Below are 15,604 nucleotides of genomic sequence, written 5' to 3'. Positions count from 1 at the left end.
AAAAGTGCGCATTTTTAGCCAAATATTAACGCTTCATAGCCACGCGCAATGGTTGTTACAGGACCGCCAAAGGACGCCTGATCGGCAGCGGCATCACCCTTGATGGGGAAATTATGCCAGACTGCCCATGACCGTTTGATGAGAAGCAGGGCTTCTCGCCGTTATCCGCTGGCCAGCCGGGATGGACCTGCGGAATCCCACTGAGACAGAGTGGCGCTTATGACCGGAAAGAAAAAATCCGCTCAGGCTTCGGTAGAGGCCATGTATCGTGTATTCACGGTTCCCGAGGCACCGGAATCCACCCTCAGCCGGATTGACCAGAACATATCCAACAACCTGGCGGGGTTCCTGCAGGAACACATCGTTGCCATTGAGCGCGACCTCGGCGACGTGGAGAAGGATTTCTCCGATTCCAGCATCCCCGAAAAACCGGTTTTTGTGTCTGAGCAGACCCAGTTCCTGCTCGACAAACTGGTGGCCAACTCGGTCCACACCGCCTCTCCCAGCTTCATCGGCCACATGACCTCGGCGCTGCCCTATTTCATGCTGCCGCTGTCGAAAATCATGATTGCCCTGAACCAGAACCTGGTGAAGACCGAAACCTCCAAGGCGTTTACGCCCATGGAGCGGCAGGTGCTGGGCATGATCCATCGCCTGGTGTACAACGAAGACGGCGCCTTCTACCGCAAATGGATGCACGACCCCCGCCACTCTCTCGGCGCCATGTGTTCCGGCGGCACCATTGCCAACCTGACGGCCTTGTGGGTAGCCCGCAACCGCGCCTTCCCGGCGGAGGGCAGTTTCCGCGGCATCCATGAGGAAGGCCTATTCAGGGCGCTGCGCTATTACGGTCACGAAGGGGCCGCGGTGCTGGTGTCCCGTCGCGGCCACTATTCCCTGCGCAAGGCCGCCGACGTGCTGGGCCTGGGCCGGGAGTTCCTGGTGGCGGTGGACACCGACGACGACAACCGCATTCTGACCGATGCCCTGCGGGATAAGTGCCTGGAGCTGCAAAAGCAGAAAATCAAGGTGATGGCCATTTGTGGCATCGCGGGAACCACCGAAACCGGCAACGTCGACCCGCTGGACGCGATGGCCGACATTGCCCGGGAATTCGGCGCCCACTTCCACGTCGATGCCGCCTGGGGTGGCCCAACCCTCTTCTCCCGCGACTATCGCCACCTGCTGCGGGGCATCGAGCAGGCCGACTCGGTCACCTTCGACGCCCACAAGCAGCTCTATGTACCCATGGGGGCGGGCCTGGTGGTTTTCCGCGATCCGGCCCTGGCCAGCGCGGTCGAACACCATGCCCAGTACATCATCCGTAAGGGTTCCCGCGACCTCGGCAGCACCACCCTGGAAGGCTCCCGGCCGGGCATGTCGATGCTGATCCATTCCGGGCTCAAGATCCTCGCCCGGGAAGGCTACGAGATCCTGATCAACCAGGGCATCAGCAAAGCCAGGCGCTTCGCGGAACTGATTGACGGTCGCGACGACTTTGAGCTGGTTACCCGTCCGGAGCTGAACATCCTCACCTATCGCTACTGCCCGCCCCTGGTTCAGGAGGCCCTGGCACTGGCAGACCCGGTTCAGATGGAGCGCATCAACACCAGCCTGAACCGGATGACCAAGTTTCTGCAGAAAACCCAACGGGAACGAGGCAAGGCTTTCGTGTCACGGACCCGGCTGGAGCCGGCACGCTACCAGCACTTCCCGTGCATCGTGTTTCGGGTGGTACTGGCCAACCCGCTGACCACCGAAGAGATCCTGCGGGACATCCTGGCGGAACAGGCGGCCCTGGCCCATGAGCCGGGCATCAGTGATGAGATGAATATCTTGATGGAGACGGCGCAGGCCGCGCTGACACTGCACCAGCCAGACAGCAGGCAGGCCTGAGCACCTGCCTGGACGGGAAAAGGCGGTTTAGCCGACCTCAATACAGGGCGGCTTCGTCGTCCAGCACCTCACGCAGGATGTCCAGGAACATGCGGTCCGCCTCGCTCCAGTTCTCCGGAATGCGCACGGTGGTATTGGCGCTGATTTCCTGCGCCATCAGTTCATTGGCGTTCGGCTGGTCGCGGTACTTGCGGGCGATTTCCATTGACTTGACCGCTACGGTCGGATCGCTCAACACCTTCTTGATAAAGCCCCGCAACTCACTGATGGTCTTGGACTGACGACTTTCTGAAGCTGTGCTCATCGGATACTCCCCCGCTAATGGCACTTGGCGGACCCAGGCTCTGGGCCCGCCTTCAATAGTATGAACGTTTGCCCGCAGAGGCAACCGGGCCTCACTGCATCAGCAGGCCGCGAATGGTGAAGAACAACAGCGCCGCCATGGAGGCCGACGCCGGCACCGTGATCACCCAGGCCGCAATGATGCGGGTCAGGTGCGAGCGCTTGACCAGCTCTTCCCGGTAGATCTTCTTCAGGCGCTTGCGCTCGGCCTTGGAGAGCGGGACTTCCTGCTTGTGCTTGCGCGCTTTCTTCAGCAGCCCTTCCATCTCCTCCACCGAAGCGTCACGGAAGTTGTCGAGAAACGGCTGCAGGCGCGCACGTTCGGACGCATCATGGTTCTCGATGATGGAATGAAGCTGACTGGCGTAGTTGGATTTCAGGTATTCCCGCAGGAAACCGACCCCGAACACCCCACCGATGGCAATGTGAGTAGAGCTCACCGGCAGCCCCAGTTGCGAGGCAATGATCACGGTCAGCGCCGCCGACAGGGCAATACAGAAGGCTCGAGTCTTGTCCAGCTCGGTGATTTCGCTGCCCACCGTCTTGATCAGGCGCGGACCGAACAGCATCAGTCCCACCGACAGCCCGAGCGCGCCCACCAGCATGACCCAGGTCGGAATGCTGGCGGAGGTGATCACGCCGCCGGAACTCAAGGCATCGTTGATGGCGGCCAGGGGCCCGATGGCGTTGGCCACGTCGTTGGCGCCATGGGCAAAGCTGAGCAAGGCTGCGGCAAAGATCAGCGGCCAGGTAAACAGGGTATTGACCCCAGAGGCACTGTTTTCCATGGTGGCCGCCCGACGCACCACCAGCGCCCGCATGACCAGCAACGCCAGGGCCGCCACCCCCAGGCCAACCAGCGACGCCTCAAGGAAATCCACCTTGATCACTTTCTTGACGCCCTTGACCATCAGGTAGGTCCCAAACGCCCACGCCATGATGGCCACCAGCCAGGGCACGAAGGTGCGCGCAGCGGGAATCACGTTGGCCCGGTAGAGCACGGTCTTCTTGATCAGGAACAGGAACAGCGCGGCCAGAACTCCGCCCAGCACCGGCGAGATCACCCAGCTGGCAACGATCTTGCCCATCACGAACCAGTTGGCGATGTCCCAGCCGCCGGCCGCGATACCGGCCCCCAGCACACCACCGACGATGGAATGAGTAGTCGACACCGGCGCGCCCATCCAGGTGGCCAGATTGAGCCAAAGCGCGCCCGCCAGCAACGCTGCGGTCATCAACCAGACGAAGCTTTCCGGGCTTGCCAGTCGCTCCGGCACGATGATGCCGCCCTTAATGGTGGAAACCACGTCGCCGCCGGCGATCAGCGCGCCAGACGCTTCGAAAACCGCGGCAAGCAGCACCGCAGCACCCAGCGACAAAGCGCCAGACCCCACGGCCGGGCCGACGTTGTTGGCGACATCGTTGGCGCCGATATTGATCGCCATGTAACCGCCGATGACCGCCGCTGCCATCAGCAGCATGCTGTTGGGCAGGCCGCTGCCCAGATGTCCAACCGCCAGGAACACCCCCAGCAGGAACAACAGGCTGAGCCCGATGCGATAGCGTTCCGTGGCGGAACTGGTGAGAAGGTTGTCGAGAAAACTGTTTGTTTGGGCCATGGGAACAACCGTGCCTGTACCTCGTGAATCAAGGGCGCCACTATAATTTTTTTGCCATCAAAATGAAATCATCAGCCGGGCCAGAATAACCCGGCCGACCTGCCGGGCGCCCCCGCGAGCGCGTAAAAATCCGATAAAAAATAGATCGTTAGACAAAACATCTGAGCAACTGAAGCGACCCGACCCGGGCACCAAAAAGTTAACCCGCCAGTGACCGAAGTGCCCCTGAGCTATTCTGCTACGACGCGCTTCGGCTCCGTGCAATATTCCCGTCGAGGTTGTCGACCAGGTCATGCCGGGCGGCTGCAATATCACCAAAATTGGCGCATAATCGCGAGCGTTGACGTCAATAATTATAAGAAACCTCCGTTACGGCCATGACCCAGTTAACTCAGGTACGAGACAGCACCGCTGAACAGGACGAAGAGAACCGGGTCGCACGGGTGTTGGCCTGGCTCTCGGCGATGGCGTTACTGTTTCTGATCGGCATTGGCGTCAAGTCGTGGCTCTCCAGCCACACCACCCACGCGCTGGTGCTGTGGGGCTTTGCCTTACTGGTTGGCCTCAATATTGCGGTGTTCCTGCACACCCGCAACCCGACCCAACACAAGGTTGGATTGATTCTGGTGGTAGCAGCCCTGTTCGCCTACCTGTTTGCCAGCGGGGGCGAGAGCAATACCGGTCCGCTCTGGTTCTATGTGTTTCCGCCACTGCTGTTCTACCTCACCGGCCTGCAATTCGGTACGCTGCTGCTGCTCAGCTGCATGCTGTTTGCCACCATCGTGTTTCAGTTTCCTGGACTGCCGTTCGTCAGTGCCGAGTACACGACCGATTTCAAGGTGCGCTTTTTCGCCACCATCACCTTTGAATCGATTTTCTGCTACGTACTGGAATACAGCCGACTCAAGGCCAGAGGCGAGCTGATGGCATTGGCCTTGAGTCACGAACAGGCCGCTCGCACCGATGAACTCACTGGCCTGGCCAACCGGCGAGACATGCACCAGCGGCTGCTCGGCGAATTTTCCCGTTACCAGCGCTCCGGCCATCATTTCTCCATTGCCTTGATCGACCTCGACTGGTTCAAGCGCATCAACGACGAGTTTGGCCACGACGCCGGCGATCTGGCGTTGCAACGCTTCGCCGGTGTGCTACAGAAGCTGGTGCGACAAACCGATTATGCCGCCCGCTGGGGCGGAGAAGAGTTCCTCATTCTGCTGCCGGACACCTCGCTCCTGCAGGCCCTGAGCCTGGCGGAGCGACTGCGGGCGGAGGTGGCCAGCACCTGTTTTAGCTTCCGCGGCACCCGGCTACCGGTCTCTGTCAGCGCCGGCGTCGGCTCCATCACCCAGGCCGACTCCGTCAACCAGCTACTCAACCAGGTGGATATGCAGCTGTATTCCGCCAAGAAAAACGGCCGCAACCAGATTGCCCCACGGGTCCGCAGCCGGGTCGATCCATCGACGTCCCACGACGCTTGAGCCCACCCCCCGCTGCCGTTACCATGGCGACCCCATTCGCCTCAGAGAGACCCGACCCCATGGCTTCGATCCAGATAATAGTCGGCAGTGTATACGGCGGCGCCCTGATGACCGCCCGCGCCATCAAGCAGGCCCTCGAAGCGGAAGGGCACCAGATTACCGTCCTGGACAACCCCACCCTGCCGGACCTGATTGCCAACAACCACCCGGTGCTCATCTGCACCTCAACCACCGGACAGGGCGAGATCCCCCCGAACCTGCTGCCGTTCTACCTGGCCCTGAAAGATCAGCTGCCGCAACAGCCGGGGCGCAAATTTGGCGTGGTGGTGCTCGGCGACAGCTCCTATGGCGAAACGTTCTGCGGCGCCGGCGAGCTGATGGAAGAGGCGTTTTACGAAACCGCAGCGCAGAAGGTGGGCGAGACACTGCGAATTGACGCTCTTGAAACCACCGAACCGGAAGCCGAAGCCCTGCCCTGGGTTCGCGACTGGCTTCAGCGGTTGTAACGTTTTTTAGACTCGGTCGCGTTTCTGGCGTTCCAACCGCACTTAGGACTTGAGCACGGTTCCAGCAATCGCCATACTGCATGCTGGATACACAGGGGGCTCGCAGCGTGCTGACGCAGCTCAGGCTTGATTCGGGCATAGTTCGGGCATAGTTCGGGCATAGTTCGGGCATAGTTCGGGCATAGTTCGGGCATAGTTCGGGCATAGCCCAGCCGCTCCCCGACACCGTGCGACGGGAACGCACTGGGGAGGGACGACCCTCCTCCGGCAGCAAGCATAACAATCACAACAAGACCGGATTACCGTGCGCCAATTTGTACTACTGAGCGGACTGCTGGGCGTACTTCTTGTCCTGGCGTCAGCCACCTATAGTGAACAGGCCCAAGGGGCAGGTTGGGCTCAGCCCGATATCGCTTACCTGAAACTTCCCGCCGATACTTCCTTGACGCTGGATCAGGTCCAGGCTCGCACTGATTGGCTCCGGCTGGCAGAACGCACCCCGAACTTCGGTTACCAGACCGAAGAGTTCTGGTTCCGTATGACCCCACCCCGGTCACTGCGCAACCAGGTACTGGAGATCAGCTACCCGCAACTCGACTATGTCACGTTCTACCTGGTGCAGGACGGTCAGCTGCAGGACACCGTGCGAATCGGAGACCGGATCCCGTTCAGCGAGCGGCCGCTCAAGCACCCCACCTTCCTGATTCCCTACCAGCTGCCCGCCGACCACGGCGCGGAGATCTTCCTCCGGGTGCAAACCAACGGCGCCCTGCAGGTACCTCTTCGCATCTGGGAACAGGCCGCCCTGTTCGACAACATCGCCCTCGAGGACCAACTGCACAGCCTGTATTACGGCGTGCTGATCACCGTAATCTTTTTCAACCTGTTTATTTTCCTGGCACTGCGAGAGACCACCTATTTCCTCTACGTGCTGTCCACGTTCGGCTACCTGTTCCTACTGGCTTCGCTGCGAGGCGTCACCTTCCAGATGCTGTGGCCCGATGCGCCCTGGCTGCACAACATGTCGGTGTTGGTGGCGGTCCCGGCGGCGGTGGTGTTCACGCTGCTGTTTGCCCGTTCGTTCCTGCGCCTGCCCCGACATGCGCCCCGACTGGATCTGCTGGTACGAACCGGCATCCTATTGAACCTGGCCGCCATACTTGGTGCGTTCGCGCTGGACTACAACACCTCCATACGGCTGTCGGTGATGCTGGCCATCCCCAGCACACTGCTGTTGACCCTGATCGGGCCCCTGCTCTGGTTCCGGGGCAGCACCCTGGCGGGCTATTACACCATTGCCTGGGGCCTGCTGACCCTGGGCAGCGCCATCACCGCCGCCAACAAATACGGCCTGATACCCAACAGTTTCATCACCGCCTACGGCATGCAGATCGGATCGGCACTGGAAGCCATCCTGCTCACCATTGCGCTGGCGGCCCGGCTGTACCAGGAGCGGGAGGGAAAGGTATCGGCCCGGGAGGCGGAACTCAACGCCATGGCGGCACGCCGCAAGGCCGAGCTGCGCATGATGGACCAGGCCCTGCATAATCCGTTGACCGGTCTGCCCAACCGCACCAGCTTTGAAATGGTGATCAACGACCTGATCAACCGCCAGCCCAAAAACCGGCTCGCGGTGGGCATCATCTACCTCACCAATTTGCAGGCCATCACCAAGACCCTGGGCCACCGCAACACCGACCGGTTACTGGAGCTGTCGGCGCGCCGTTTCAACAGCATCGTCAGCGAGCTGCCCGGGGTCTACCCCATCGAGCAAACCGACCAGCGGGGGTTCCACCTGGCCTCGCTGGAATCGGCGGCCTTCGGCTTCCTGATCGACGCCGACGTGATTGGCCAGACCCCCCGCAGCATCATCCTCGGCCTGGAACAGTTCCGGGAGCCCATTGATTACCTCGGCATGCAGCTGCCGCTGGACCCCCAAACCGGTGTCGCCATCTACCCGGATCATGCCCAGGACACCAACTCGCTGATTCGGCGCGCCTACATCGCTCAGGAGTCCGACGAGGCCCGGGACCGCGGCCTGGCGTATTATCAACCCACCCGGGATTCCTACAGCGCCGACCGTCTCACCCTGGTATCGGAGTTTCGCCAGGCGCTGCAAAACGGAGAGCTGGCCCTCTACCTGCAGCCCAAACTCTGCCTGCGCAGCAACCTGGTTGTCGGAGCCGAGGCACTGATCCGCTGGCCGGAACGCAAGACTCCGGTACCCACCGACCAGCTGGTGGCCATCGCCGAACAGACCGGATTGATCAAGCCGCTGACCCGCTGGGTGCTGGAGCAGGCCATCGCGGTACGCGAGCGGCTCGTCGAGCACGGTTACCCGATCGGCGTCTCGGTCAACATATCCCCGAACAACCTGCGCGAACCCGAGTTCCCGCTGTACGTCCAGCGGTTGATGACCAGCCACCCTCAACATCGGGGCCACATGACTCTGGAGGTGACCGAAACCTCGATGATGCTGGACCCGGTCAATTCGCTGCGGGCGCTGCAGTCTCTGGACGCCACCGGGATTCCGCTGTCCATTGACGATTTCGGCTCAGGTTACTCATCGCTGTCCTACATCAAGCAGCTGCCGGCCAGGGAAATCAAGATTGACCGCTCACTGGTGAGCGAACTGGCCACCCAAAGCGACGACCGGGTCATTGTCCAGACCACCATCAATATGTGCCACAGCCTGGGCTACCAAGTGGTGGCCGAAGGTGTGGAGGACGCGGAGACAATGGCGATACTGAGGGAAATGGGCTGCGACATGGTGCAGGGCTTTCTGCTGACCAAGCCCCTGCCCCTGCATGAAATGCTCGGCTGGCTGGATCGACGGGCTCCGGACGAAGCCCGAAAGCTCGGCTAACGGCTCAGCCGCGGTGGCGGATCAGGGCTTCCTGAGTGGTGGAAGCGACCAGCACGCCATCGCGATTGAAGAAGTTGCCACGATTGAACCCGCGCCCCCCGGAGGCACTGGGACTGTCTTTATCGTAGAGCAGCCAGTCGTCGATGCGGAAATCACGATGGAACCACATCGCGTGATCCAGACTGGCCACCTGCATCTTCGGGCTCATGAAGGTGACGCCGTGGGGGTTGAGCGACGTCGCCAAGAAGGAAAAGTCGGAGGCATAGGCAAGCAGGCAGCGATGCAGGATGGGATCATCCGGCAGGTCGCCCTGGACCCGTAACCAACTCTGCTTGGTCGGCGGCTTGGGCTCGGGCTTCAGCGGATTCACCGGATCGATGGGGCGAATTTCCACCGGTCGGTCCCGGGACAGCTTGGCATGCATGGCCTCGGGAATCTTGGGCAGCAATTTCTCGACATAGTCCGACTCGGACAACATCCCCTCCGGCCCCGGCGCAGCCGGCATCTCGGCCTGGTGATCAAAGCCCGGCTCGACCCCCTGAAAAGACATGGAGCCGGTGAGGATTTCCTTGCCATCCTGGCGCGCAATCACCCGGCGTACCGAGAAGCTGCCGCCATCACGCACCCGCTGCACCTCGTAATCAATGGGCAGACTGTGGTTGCCGGGACGCAGAAAATAGGCGTGCAGCGAGTGAGGCAGGCGATCCTCAACGGTGCGACTGGCAGCCATCAGGGCCTGCCCCAGGACCTGGCCACCAAACACATTGCGAAAGCCGAGATCTTCGCTATCACCCTGAAAGTGATCGTCTCCGGTGGGCGATAGATCCAGTAACTCTACCAGTTTTCTGGTGACTTCCAGCATGCCTACTCCTCTTCTCACATCGGGGAAACCCGCCCGACCCGCGGTAACGGATCTGAGGCTCTTTAGCTTACTAAGCAACAGGGTCTAGCTCAAGACTACCGCTGGCGCACAAAAAAGGGCAGCGTGATCAATCACGCTGCCCTTTTTGGTACAACCGGATAGGCCCGGACAATCCCCAAGGCGGACCTCAGTTGTGGATCGGCGGCACTTCCTTTGCCAGGGTTTGCTTCTCCAGCGCATAGTCGCCGGTCACCGCAAAGCCGAGAATCTGGCCATCCTCGGCCTTGAACAGGGCACGCACGCTGTTGCCGTCCCGCTCCACTTCCCAGGCGCCTTCGGCCGATGCGGGCGGAGGACACACCGCAGTCGGGCAGCAAGGTGTTTTCACCATCACCGGCATGGTGCCGTAGGCCACCTCGCTACGCTCACCCAGCAGCGTCTTGGCCAGCGCTCGGGCACAGGCCATCAACGGCAGCACGTACAGCAGGACATGGCCGTCCACTTCGGCGCAGTCTCCCAGTGCGTAGACATCGGGCGCCGAGGTTTCCAGTGCGCGATTCACCATGATGCCACGGCCCGCTTCCAGACCGGCCTCAACCGCCAAGCTGGTGCGCGGACGAAGGCCGACGGCGGAGATCACCAGATCCGCAGCCAGCGTTTCGCCATTCGCAAGCTGCAGACGAACGCCGTCACCGTCCTTGTCGATTCGCTCCACCACGGTTTCCAGGTGGAAGCCGACCCCGGCTTCGGTCAACGCATCCACCACCGCATCGGCGGCGGGCTTTGGCAACAGGCCGGGCATCACGGTGTCGGATGGCGCGATGATATCCACCTCAATGCCACCGTTGCGCAGATCGTTGGCGAACTCGCAGCCGATCAGACCGGCCCCCATGATCGCGACCCGCTGTTTACCTGCCACCGCCTTGCGGAACGCCCGGTAATCCATCAGATCGTTGATGGAATACACCTGCTCATGGCCATCGCCCTCGATGGTCAGGCGGATCACATCTGCGCCCCAGGCCAAGACCAGCTTGGCGTAGTCGAGCCGCTCGTCGCCAATCAGCAACTGGTGGGCAGCGGTATCGATGCCCGTGACCGTGGTGTGAGCACGCAGGTCAATGTTGAGCTGCTCCACCATGGCAGCCGCCGTCGCCTGGGCCAGTTCCTCCGCCTCCTTTCCCTTGGTGAAACCGGTGGAGAGCATCGGCTTGGAATAGCTGTAGCCGTCGTCCGCGGTCACCATCAGGATCGGGATTTCCTTGTCTTGCTTGCGAATCTCCCGCGCCAGGGAAAAACCGGACAGGCCGGTACCTATAATAACGATGGGGGCTGCTGCACTCATTCACTGCACTCCTGTCAAACCGGCTCAGCCGATTTCGATCATCTCAAAGTCTTCTTTACCAACACCACAATCCGGGCACACCCAGTCCTCGGGCACGTCTTCCCACTTGGTGCCTGGCTCGATCCCATCTTCCGGCCAACCCTGGGCTTCGTCGTAAATCCAGCCGCACACCACACACTGCCACTTCTTCATATTGTTCCTCCGATGCACTCGAAACGCCACTTTTGTCGGACAATCATACACAACAGCAACACAGGTCTAAACCCAAAGCGACGCGATTTCGTTGTTGGAGGCCTATCATACCGAGCGAACACCTGTACACCAATGCCAAAGCGGACATTGGATTGCCGTTGTTTCTGCCAATGGCGGCACCTCCCCACTCCTGAGCAGCCCTACCAGCCATGACGAGACTCCCTAACCGTCACCGGCTTCGGTATAATGCGGGGTTTTACGATAGGACCAGATCACGATGACCGAGACCGTCGCCGAAATGAATCAGGTACTGGCAGACGCCGACTGCCTGGTTCCGGAATCGCAGGTGCACAGCGCTATCGACGACATGGCGAAAGCCATCACCGCCCGGCTGAAAGACAGCAATCCACTGCTGTTCTGCGTGATGAATGGCGGCTTGATCCTGACTGGCCAGCTGCTGCCCCGACTGCACTTCCCGGTGCAGGCCGAGTACCTGCACGCCACTCGTTACCGCCAGGAAACCACCGGTGGCATCCTGGAGTGGAAGTTGCGCCCGGAACAGGCCTTGCAGCGCCGCACGGTACTGATCGTCGATGACATTCTCGACGAAGGCACCACCCTGGACGCCATCGCCGAGTTCTGCCGGACCCAGGGCGCGGCCGAGGTGCTCACCGCCGTGCTGGTGGACAAGCAGCATGATCGCAAGGCCCGACCGGGGCTGAAGGCCGACTTCACCGGCCTGGAGGTCGAAGACCGGTTTCTGTTTGGCTTCGGCATGGACTACAAGGGCTACTGGCGCAACGCTCCGGGGATCTATGCCGTTAAGGGACTCTGAACCGGCCACCGCACGCTCGGCCAGCATCCCCCCCACCGACTGGTATCGATCGCTGGCGGCGGCCGGGCTGCGCGCCCGGCACACCAACCGGACGGCCCGATACTGGCTGCAACTGGACGGTTCACTGACCCGCGCCCTGCAGTTGCGGTGTCGCGAGCGATTCCACGTGGAAATCAGCCACGAAGGCTTTGGTCGACCGGCACCGGAGGAGGCGCTCACCCTGGGCATCCCCCTGCGGCAAACGGCCTGGATCCGCGAAGTCCGCCTCTGCGGCGATGGCGAGCCCTGGGTACTGGCGCGCACGGTGATTCCCAGACCTACCCTCGAAGGTGCCGGACGGCGATTACGCCATCTCGGCAACAAGCCCCTGGGTGCCTACCTGTTCAGCGATCCACGCTGGCAACGGGGGCCTCTGGAGGCCGGCCTATGCCGCCCCGACCTTCCAGGGCAGCCGGCACTGGCCCGACGCTCCCGATTTACCAGCCACAACGGTCTTAGCCTGCTGGTTGGCGAATACTTTCTTCGCGCCTTGCTGGATCAGCCGCCGACCGGCCCTTAATATCCGCCGGCCCGGCGCGCTATAATCAGGCGACTTTTTCGCCGTCAGCCATTGAAGGACCGTCGCCATGCCCCTGGCCCACGCCGCCCCGGCACTCCAGAGCCGCCTCACCGACTACGCTCGCCTGCTGAGGCTCGATCGCCCGATCGGCAGCCTGTTGCTGTTGTGGCCCACCTATTGGGCGCTGTGGCTGGCCGCCGATGGCATGCCGAGTCTGGCCAACCTGCTCATCTTTACCCTGGGAGTGTTCCTGATGCGCGCCGCCGGTTGCGCCATCAACGATTTTGCCGACCGCAACCTGGATGGCCACGTCAAGCGCACCAAGGACCGCCCCCTGGCCTCGGGGCGTATCAAGCCGGTGGAGGCCGTCGCCCTGTTTGCCGGACTGGCGCTGCTGGCCTTCGGGATGGTGGTACTGTTCACCAACACCCTCACCCTCTACCTGTCCTTCGCTGGCGTGCTACTGGCGTTCATCTACCCGTTTATGAAACGGTATACCCATCTGCCCCAACTGTTCCTCGGCGCCGCCTTCTCCTGGGCCATTCCCATGGCCTGGGCCGCCGAGGCCGGCGAACTGCCGCAGCTGGCCTGGCTGCTGTTTACCGCCAACGTGCTGTGGACGGTGGCCTATGACACCCTCTACGCCATGGTGGACCGGGACGACGATCTCAAGATCGGCATCAAATCCACCGCCATCCTGTTCGGGGAATCCGACCGCGCCATCATCGCCATGCTTCAGGCCCTGGTGGTCCTGGTGCTGGTGATGGTCGGTCTGCAGGCCGACCTGGGCGGCTGGTACTACCTCGGCGTGCTGGGCATGGCCGCCCTGTTCGTGTTTCAGCAGCACCTGGCGCGGGACCGCAGTCGGACCGGCTGTTTTGACGCCTTCCTCAACAACAACTGGGCCGGTTTCGCGGTGTTCCTGGGGATGTTTCTCGACCGCCTGCTTTGAGCCCAGGCCAACCTCGGTGTGCAACCCCACCCTGTCATATACTTGTAACACTGCAGGGTTGTAATGAGGCAGCAACAATACTCCGATTGATACAGGTTGATGCTCATGTCTGGAAAGACCGTTCTGATCGTTGATGATGAGGCCCCGATTCGCGAAATGATCGCGGTGGCCCTTGAGATGGCAGATTACAACTATCTGGAGGCCGCGGACGCCCGCGAAGCCCACGCCCTGATCATCGACAAGCAGCCGGATTTGATCCTGCTGGACTGGATGCTGCCCGGCACCAGCGGTGTGGAGTTGGCCCGGCGGCTCAAGAAAGAAGAAACCACCGCCGAAATCCCCATCATCATGCTGACCGCCAAGGTGGAAGAGGACAACAAGATCCAGGGCCTGGAAGTGGGTGCGGACGACTACATCACCAAGCCCTTCTCCCCGCGGGAACTGGTGGCACGGCTGAAGGCGGTACTGCGACGGGCCACGCCAGCGGGAGTTGAGAGTCCGATCGAAGTGGACGGGCTGACCCTGGACCCGGTCGGACACCGGGTAACCACCCACGAAGGCGCTCTCACCATGGGCCCCACCGAATACCGGCTGTTGCAGTTTTTCATGACCCACCAGGAGCGGGTCTACACCCGGTCGCAGTTGCTCGACCAGGTCTGGGGCGGCAACGTCTACGTGGAAGAACGCACTGTGGACGTCCACATCCGCCGGTTGCGCAAGGCCCTGGGAGACCAGTACGATCACCTGATCCAGACCGTGCGCGGCACCGGCTACCGTTTTTCCACCCGGGCCGCCTAGCGCCAAGGATTCATCCCTGACAACGGAAGCCCCATGCAGCACAACTGGTCGCGGTATCTGCGCCTGATTTTCGGATTCCTGATTGCCAGCACCGGCGTTGGATTGTTCTTCGGCCAGCCCCTGCTCGGCCTCCTGGCAGGCCTGGTGGTCTATCTCGCCTGGACCCTGGTCCAGGCGCGCAAGCTCTACCAGTGGCTGGCCAATCCCAGCGCCACCGACGGTGCGCCGGAGAGTCTGGGCATGTGGGGGGACATCTTCGACGGCCTGCATCGGCTGAACCAGGGCCATCTGCGCTCCCGCGACCGATTGCTGGCGCAGATCAACCGGGTGCAGGAATCCACCAACGCCATGCGCGACGGCGTCATCATGACCGACTCCCGCGGCGCGATGGAGTGGTGGAACGGATCGGCAGAATACCTGCTCGGATTCCAGCGCCGCTCGGACCGGGGCCAGTTCATTCATAACCTGATTCGGACGCCGGCCTTCAAGACCTACTTCGATGCCCGGGACTACCGGGAACCGCTGGACATCACGTCACCGGCCAAGCCCCACATCCATCTGCAAATCCAGATCAGCCTGTTCGGCGATGATGATCGACTGATCGTCGCCAAGGACGTGACCCGATTATTCCAGCTTGAACAGATGCGGCGGGACTTCGTTGGCAACGTATCCCACGAGATGAGAACCCCGCTCACGGTCATTAGCGGCTATCTGGAAACCCTGGTGGACAACGCCAACGACCTGCCACCGAAATGGCGACGCGCCATCGTCACCATGGCGCAGCAGGCCTCGCGTATGGAGGCGTTGATTACCGATCTGATCCTGTTGTCCAAGATCGAGACCGGCGAACAGTCCATGGCCGACAGCGTGACCGACGTGCATAGCCTGATCACCCAGATCAGCAACGACGCCAAGGCCCTGAGCGGTGAGCAGAATCATGAAATCCAACTGGACATCGGCGAGCGCCGACTGCTGCGGGGGGATGAGAGCCAGATACGCAGCGCCTTTTCCAACCTGATCTTCAACGCGGTGAAATACACCCCCGCCGGCGGCCGGATTGCGGTGTGCTGGCACACCGACCGCACCGGCGCCCACTTGTCGGTCCGGGACACCGGAATTGGCATCGACCCGGTCCATATCCCGCGGCTAACTGAGCGTTTCTACCGGGCCGACCCCAGCCGACACAAGGAAACCGGCGGTACCGGCCTGGGCCTGGCCATCGTCAAGCACGTGCTGCTGAATCACGACGGCAACCTGGAGATCAAGAGCCGGATCGGCGATGGCAGCGAGTTCATCTGCCACTTCCCGCGGGAGCGGCTGGCGGAACGCCCGCCGGAACCACAGCCAACAAACTGAA

The 15,604-nt window shown here is 61.7% G+C and carries 14 protein-coding genes; 9 read left to right on the top strand and 5 right to left on the bottom strand.

Features of this window, described 5'->3' with window-relative positions:
* Nucleotides 1–219 precede the first annotated feature (219 nt).
* Nucleotides 220–1,896: a pyridoxal-dependent aspartate 1-decarboxylase PanP gene (panP, locus tag N6L25_RS06720; protein WP_271979017.1), complete on the top strand. Its 1,677-nt coding sequence runs from the start codon at nt 220–222 to the stop codon at nt 1,894–1,896.
* 37 nt (nt 1,897–1,933) lie between these two features.
* Here panP and N6L25_RS06715 read toward each other — a convergent pair whose 3' ends face one another.
* Together N6L25_RS06715 and N6L25_RS06710 are read right to left on the bottom strand one after the other, a co-directional pair.
* Entirely contained in the window at nt 1,934–2,200 is a 267-nt protein-coding gene (locus tag N6L25_RS06715; protein WP_271979016.1) for a hypothetical protein, read from the bottom strand.
* Nucleotides 2,201–2,291: 91 nt separating this feature from the next.
* Entirely contained in the window at nt 2,292–3,857 is a 1,566-nt protein-coding gene (locus N6L25_RS06710) for an inorganic phosphate transporter (protein ID WP_271979015.1), read from the bottom strand.
* Between the two features lie 377 nt (nt 3,858–4,234).
* On the opposite strand from N6L25_RS06710, the gene N6L25_RS06705 reads away from it, so the two are divergent.
* The 3 genes from N6L25_RS06705 to N6L25_RS06695 all read left to right on the top strand — a co-directional run bounded on the left by N6L25_RS06705 (nt 4,235) and on the right by N6L25_RS06695 (nt 8,707).
* Nucleotides 4,235–5,335, top strand: a complete 1,101-nt coding sequence (locus N6L25_RS06705; RefSeq protein ID WP_271979014.1) for a GGDEF domain-containing protein — start codon at nt 4,235–4,237, stop codon at nt 5,333–5,335.
* Nucleotides 5,336–5,394: 59 nt separating this feature from the next.
* Entirely contained in the window at nt 5,395–5,841 is a 447-nt protein-coding gene (locus tag N6L25_RS06700; RefSeq protein WP_271979013.1) for a flavodoxin, read from the top strand.
* A gap of 304 nt (nt 5,842–6,145) precedes the next feature.
* Nucleotides 6,146–8,707: an EAL domain-containing protein gene (locus N6L25_RS06695; protein WP_271979012.1), complete on the top strand. Its 2,562-nt coding sequence runs from the start codon at nt 6,146–6,148 to the stop codon at nt 8,705–8,707.
* A gap of 4 nt (nt 8,708–8,711) precedes the next feature.
* Here the strand turns inward: N6L25_RS06695 and N6L25_RS06690 are convergent, their stop codons facing one another.
* The 3 genes from N6L25_RS06690 to rd form a co-directional block, all read right to left on the bottom strand.
* A complete protein-coding gene (locus N6L25_RS06690) occupies nt 8,712–9,569 on the bottom strand; it encodes an acyl-CoA thioesterase (protein WP_271979011.1) in 858 nt (285 codons plus the stop codon).
* Between the two features lie 187 nt (nt 9,570–9,756).
* The gene (locus tag N6L25_RS06685) at nt 9,757–10,911 is read right to left on the bottom strand and encodes an NAD(P)/FAD-dependent oxidoreductase (RefSeq protein WP_271979010.1); all 1,155 of its coding nucleotides are present in this window, start codon (nt 10,909–10,911) and stop codon (nt 9,757–9,759) included.
* 24 nt (nt 10,912–10,935) lie between these two features.
* Entirely contained in the window at nt 10,936–11,103 is a 168-nt protein-coding gene (rd, locus tag N6L25_RS06680; RefSeq protein ID WP_271979009.1) for a rubredoxin, read from the bottom strand.
* A gap of 277 nt (nt 11,104–11,380) precedes the next feature.
* Between rd and N6L25_RS06675 the strand changes: the two genes are divergently transcribed.
* From N6L25_RS06675 to phoR, 5 genes are all read left to right on the top strand, one after another.
* A complete protein-coding gene (locus N6L25_RS06675; RefSeq protein ID WP_271979008.1) occupies nt 11,381–11,938 on the top strand; it encodes a hypoxanthine-guanine phosphoribosyltransferase in 558 nt (185 codons plus the stop codon).
* A complete protein-coding gene (locus N6L25_RS06670; RefSeq protein ID WP_271979007.1) occupies nt 11,919–12,497 on the top strand; it encodes a chorismate--pyruvate lyase family protein in 579 nt (192 codons plus the stop codon). Before N6L25_RS06675 ends, N6L25_RS06670 begins: the two co-directional genes overlap by 20 nt.
* A 67-nt stretch (nt 12,498–12,564) precedes the next feature.
* Nucleotides 12,565–13,449 carry a 4-hydroxybenzoate octaprenyltransferase gene (gene ubiA / locus N6L25_RS06665; RefSeq protein ID WP_271979006.1) on the top strand — a complete coding sequence of 295 codons (885 nt, stop codon included), beginning with the start codon at nt 12,565–12,567 and terminating at the stop codon, nt 13,447–13,449.
* A gap of 105 nt (nt 13,450–13,554) precedes the next feature.
* A complete protein-coding gene (gene phoB, locus N6L25_RS06660; protein WP_271979005.1) occupies nt 13,555–14,247 on the top strand; it encodes a phosphate regulon transcriptional regulator PhoB in 693 nt (230 codons plus the stop codon).
* A 33-nt stretch (nt 14,248–14,280) separates the two neighbouring features.
* Nucleotides 14,281–15,603 (top strand): phosphate regulon sensor histidine kinase PhoR, encoded by a 1,323-nt coding sequence (gene phoR, locus N6L25_RS06655; RefSeq protein WP_271979004.1) that lies wholly within the window; start codon nt 14,281–14,283, stop codon nt 15,601–15,603.
* The last annotated feature ends 1 nt before the right edge of the window (nt 15,604 follow it).

The organism is Marinobacter sp. SS21, assembly GCF_028369065.1.
Lineage (GTDB): Bacteria > Pseudomonadota > Gammaproteobacteria > Pseudomonadales > Oleiphilaceae > Marinobacter.
This window is presented reverse-complemented; position numbering and strand designations above follow the sequence as displayed.

Bases quoted from the DNA above. Each gene is read 5' to 3' on its own strand.
- panP (WP_271979017.1), top strand. From the start codon at position 220: ATGACCGGAAAGAAAAAATCCGCTCAGGCTTCGGTAGAGGCCATGTAT.
- N6L25_RS06715 (WP_271979016.1), bottom strand. From the start codon at position 2,200: ATGAGCACAGCTTCAGAAAGTCGTCAGTCCAAGACCATCAGTGAGTTG.
- N6L25_RS06710 (WP_271979015.1), bottom strand. From the start codon at position 3,857: ATGGCCCAAACAAACAGTTTTCTCGACAACCTTCTCACCAGTTCCGCC.
- N6L25_RS06705 (WP_271979014.1), top strand. From the start codon at position 4,235: ATGACCCAGTTAACTCAGGTACGAGACAGCACCGCTGAACAGGACGAA.
- N6L25_RS06700 (WP_271979013.1), top strand. From the start codon at position 5,395: ATGGCTTCGATCCAGATAATAGTCGGCAGTGTATACGGCGGCGCCCTG.
- N6L25_RS06690 (WP_271979011.1), bottom strand. From the start codon at position 9,569: ATGCTGGAAGTCACCAGAAAACTGGTAGAGTTACTGGATCTATCGCCC.
- N6L25_RS06685 (WP_271979010.1), bottom strand. From the start codon at position 10,911: ATGAGTGCAGCAGCCCCCATCGTTATTATAGGTACCGGCCTGTCCGGT.
- rd (WP_271979009.1), bottom strand. From the start codon at position 11,103: ATGAAGAAGTGGCAGTGTGTGGTGTGCGGCTGGATTTACGACGAAGCC.
- N6L25_RS06675 (WP_271979008.1), top strand. From the start codon at position 11,381: ATGACCGAGACCGTCGCCGAAATGAATCAGGTACTGGCAGACGCCGAC.
- N6L25_RS06670 (WP_271979007.1), top strand. From the start codon at position 11,919: ATGCCGTTAAGGGACTCTGAACCGGCCACCGCACGCTCGGCCAGCATC.
- ubiA (WP_271979006.1), top strand. From the start codon at position 12,565: ATGCCCCTGGCCCACGCCGCCCCGGCACTCCAGAGCCGCCTCACCGAC.
- phoB (WP_271979005.1), top strand. From the start codon at position 13,555: ATGTCTGGAAAGACCGTTCTGATCGTTGATGATGAGGCCCCGATTCGC.
- phoR (WP_271979004.1), top strand. From the start codon at position 14,281: ATGCAGCACAACTGGTCGCGGTATCTGCGCCTGATTTTCGGATTCCTG.